The sequence below is a fragment of the Psychrobacter sp. 1Y4 genome, assembly GCF_051847555.1.
On sequence record NZ_JBPYDE010000031.1, the window covers coordinates 1 to 3,663 of the forward strand.

General features: G+C 36.9%; 3 protein-coding genes. All 3 read right to left on the reverse strand.

Going from position 1 to position 3,663, the window contains the following annotated elements; genetic code table 11:
• A partial coding sequence (locus ACS8FC_RS13830) for a hypothetical protein (RefSeq protein WP_439297185.1) occupies nt 1-444 on the reverse strand: 444 nt, incomplete at its 3' end.
• 337 nt (nt 445-781) lie between these two features.
• A complete protein-coding gene (locus ACS8FC_RS13835) occupies nt 782-2,548 on the reverse strand; it encodes a hypothetical protein (RefSeq protein WP_037058559.1) in 1,767 nt (588 codons plus the stop codon).
• Nucleotides 2,549-2,570: 22 nt separating this feature from the next.
• Nucleotides 2,571-3,236, reverse strand: coding sequence for a ribbon-helix-helix domain-containing protein (locus tag ACS8FC_RS13840; RefSeq protein ID WP_025643765.1), 666 nt, complete (start codon nt 3,234-3,236; stop codon nt 2,571-2,573).
• Nucleotides 3,237-3,663: the final 427 nt, after the last annotated feature.

Below are 3,663 nucleotides of genomic sequence, written 5' to 3' on the forward strand. Positions count from 1 at the left end.
TAAAGTCCAAATGGTCGTTCCTTTATCAGAGTTTAATAGCGGATAAATATCATCTTTAAGGGTATTTCCCTTAATTGATCTATTGCTTACGTTTCCATCTCGTAAACCTACATACTTGTTACCTGCAAAAACACGAATTGCATGCTCCTTACACGGCGATATTACATATGCAACCCCACCTTTACCATCAACTTTAGTCCAACCAAGAGCACATAGTTTTTCTCTAAGAAAACCTGTAATGTGAAATTGCCACATTGCTAACGGAGCATTAGCTGGAAAAGAGCTTCCAACATGTTGAGTTTTTTCATTAGCGGCCAGAATCACCTCGTAAACTAGTTGAGTTGTAAGACTGGGGTGAATGGCAGCAAGAGCGCTAACGACCTCAGAATTTTCATCAATAAATTTGTCTGAAATAGCATCAAACGATGGTTGTAAAGAGAACATGGCATTTCCGATATATTATCATCAATTTGATGTATAATAATCGGAAATGCCATGTAAGTAAATAGCTAAGCGTCAATAAGATAAATAGAGCGAATTAAGTTCAGTTGCGTTGAGTATTTAGCATAGTTATTCTTATAGCCATAAGGATGGCACCCTAGTGAGGATTCGAAGCTTTGGTTGTGGGCTAATGGTAGCAACGTTTCAACTCGCTAAAATAGTCTGAGTGTACTTCGTTGTGTACTTGCCCTATATATTCTATCTGTGATCGGTGCGCTATATAGTAGACATCGAGCTGCTAGTATTTGCCATAATTATCCTTATAGGAACAGTCTGGTACTTATTTAACCTCTGACTGACTAAAAAGTAATTTTCCTATCCACCAAATGGATTCTCCAAAATTACAAATTAATTGTTCGCCTTGCTTAAGGAAAGACTCGTCTTCGTCAATTTTCGCTAATTTTAGAGCATCTCCAATTTTAGAACTAGTAGGATGTGCATCGCCTAGACGCATATCATAAGCACCAGCGATTACACCAAAGATTTGGCGAGCTCTATCGACTCCTACTTTTTGTGCCAAAATATCTTCTAATAGTTTATTTGACCCGAGTGTCTTCTTATTCTTATGTGTTGAGAGTTGGCGTAGATTGCTAACATTGAGACGATCAGAGAATATACGAATTAATTCCTTTGCTAATCTTAGTAATGAGGTTTGGTCTTTGCTTGAGAAGCGTGAAATTTGTTTTTTAAACTCAGGTTCATCTATTTCATGCGAGAACAAATCAGTATTAAACTCATTTCTAAAACCATCCTCTAACAGCTTCATACTTATAAATAAAAGTTCTTCAACAGCATGCGTAGAAGCAGGTTTAGCTTCAACCTGCGACATTAATAACTCAGATGACACCTTCCCCTCTGGAGCAATGTTATGAGCAGCCCAAATATGCTGTTCCCATGGCGCAAGACGGGCAACATCATAAGCATAAACAGTTATTAAATCAGATGAATTAATTCCAAAGTGAATTCTACACCCAGACGTAGAGTGAATACCGCCTGTTTCTGCCGTATACCATTGCAGTGAAAACCCTTGGTAACTAAGAAGTTCGCTAACTACGTTAGAACGGAACCAGAGCCATCTGCCAATATTTTCATTATTCAAAGAATGAGACGTCATTCGCGTTCCATCAGTTTTAACAATGAACTGAGGAAGTGTCTGATCTTTATCTCCCCGAACCCGTACGCTTATATTTTGATGCTCAATCCATTCGTCTCGCCAAAACTCTCCTTCTACTCGAACTCCTTTATAAACACCTTGATGGCTACCTTGCGAGCTTTCTGAGTCAGTATTTTCATCACTTTCTTGCCCCATCACTGGAGCATCTTCGTCTTCATCAATATCAGTTCGCCAGACTCTAAATGCAGCCCAGCTTCCACCGAAAACGTCTTCTAAGTCTCGAATCAAAAGCTCAAATCTTCCACCATCTCTAGACTCTTCTTTATCTGTCAGATCGGCATATACGCTGTCTTTTAAACTTATAACATTAGCTACTCTTTGGCGGTAGTACGAAAGGCGAAGAGATAGATTTCTTGCTGCTAAATAATCAATAAGAAACTCTTGCTTAATTTCAATTAAAGTATGATCACCATTCTCGTTAATAGTTTCACGAGCAACAACAATGAAATTTTCTGCAGGTCTAACCCAGTTATTTCCATCTTTTATTAAACCAAGAGCAATGACTAAATCAGGACTTAGTATCCACTCTCTTATTCCAGTTACAGGCTGATTGTATTCAAAGACAAGATTCACACCTATGGGTTCTTTGTCATTATATTCATATTGTTCGATTGGAGAATAATAGCCGTTTTCATAAGCATATGGTCTAGTGGTATGGCTAATGCCAACTTGATTCCAGTCAAATCCATCAGCTCTTTCCTTTTGTTCTGGTGGGAATGCAACAGATCCGCACCCAAAAAATTCGCTGTCATAGCCAACGTTTTTAACATCACCTTGTTCTTTATTAGACAACTCTCTTAATGGAACCCAAGTTGAGCTGCCAAAAGTTCTACGAGTTTCTTTTACTTGAAGAATCCAATCACTATTTTTCATATCTAGCACTCCGCTATTAAGGCTATTTTGAATTAATTGCATTCATTCTTTTATTAATTTCATCATCAAGCGCATGTCTTTGTTTCGAGCTTAATTGAACCATAGTCATTCTGAAATTAGCGCCACCATCGGTTAATGATTTGAACTCTTTTGCAGAAATTGCTTTGAAGCCAAATTTAAAGTCTTTTAGTTCCTTGGAATATTTAGCATCTGGTTTGCCACCATACTCACTCTTTATCAAATCCCCTGTTACTGTGCCAGACGCGACAAACCCAACGCCACTTTGATAAAGATATACCTTATCCCCTTCTTGCAAGTTGCAAATATACTCTTTCCATCCTGAGTAGAAGGCAGCAGCTTCGTTGTTTTCAAGCATTTTAACGTGCGCAGATTTGTCATTATTGTAGTTGGTATTGAGCATGAAAGGCTTAGTGCTAAGAATGTTACTAGTATCTCTTTGCTTCGCAATTTCAGGGTTTTTTGCTCTTTCTTCTAATATGTTGTTCGTTTCTTCAATTCCAGCTTTAACAAACTCTAATAATAGATAGCTTTTTGATTTGTCTAAAGTAAGCGTCAATTCTTCCAATTGATTGTTCAAATGGTTGGGTAATCTGATAGATAAAGGAGTGACAGTACTTTCATCTGTTTGGTCAAATATCACTTTTTCTAAGGCTTCTCTAATGCTCATGGTAGTCTCCAGTAAATCGAATTAGTAGAGAACTACAGTACATTTACTTCAAAAAGAAGTCAAGGTATAAAACTACATTATGTATTTTTATACCTTGACTTCTTTTTGATTGGGTTAGTTAATAAAGTCTATACCTTAGCGGAACCAGCTATCTCACCCTTCAAACATATTAACAGACTACTTAAAGCAGACTGTTAGCATGGAACCATCTATAACAGACTTTTGAATTATAAGACTGGCTGCTGTGCTTTTTTCCTATCATTAGCCTATACCCAAAACATAAAACCTTTAAATGATAATCTATCTATCATTAGACTTTTTTATATTATTAAATGATAGTAATATCTTGTTATTATCAATGAACATTAATTATTAAGTCTAAATAATAGAGGTGGCGTTATGACTGTTCGTATTTATGTGAGAGCCA